Genomic DNA, 395 nt, shown 5'->3' on the forward strand with positions numbered 1-395 from the left:
ACGCCTTGCGGTCGAGCTTGCCGTTCGGCGTCAGCGGCATGGCAGCCAGCAGCACGAAGTGGGTCGGCACCATGTAGTCCGGCAGGCTCGCCTTCAGTGTGGTTTTCAGATCTTCGCGCAGCGCGTCAGCATCGACTTCGCCACGGGCAACCAGATACGCCGCAAGCTGCTTGCCCTGCGGACCATCGATATCCAGCACCACCGCTTCGCGGATGGCCGGGTGTTCTTGCAAGCGGGTTTCGATTTCGCCCAGCTCGATGCGGTACCCGCGGATCTTCACTTGATGGTCGGCGCGGCCGACGTATTCGAGGACGCCATCGGCGCGACGGCGTGCCAGGTCGCCGGTGCGGTACAAGCGCTCGCCTGGTGCGCCGAACGGATTCGGCACGTACACC

General features: G+C 65.1%; 1 protein-coding gene. It reads right to left on the reverse strand.

The features are described from left to right. Positions 1–395, reverse strand: a 395-nt coding sequence (locus tag DM374_RS32815) for an AMP-binding enzyme (RefSeq protein WP_157969828.1), incomplete at both ends; no start/stop codon positions are given.

Origin of the sequence: Pseudomonas huaxiensis (genome assembly GCF_003231275.1) — a bacterium.
GTDB lineage: Bacteria > Pseudomonadota > Gammaproteobacteria > Pseudomonadales > Pseudomonadaceae > Aquipseudomonas > Aquipseudomonas huaxiensis.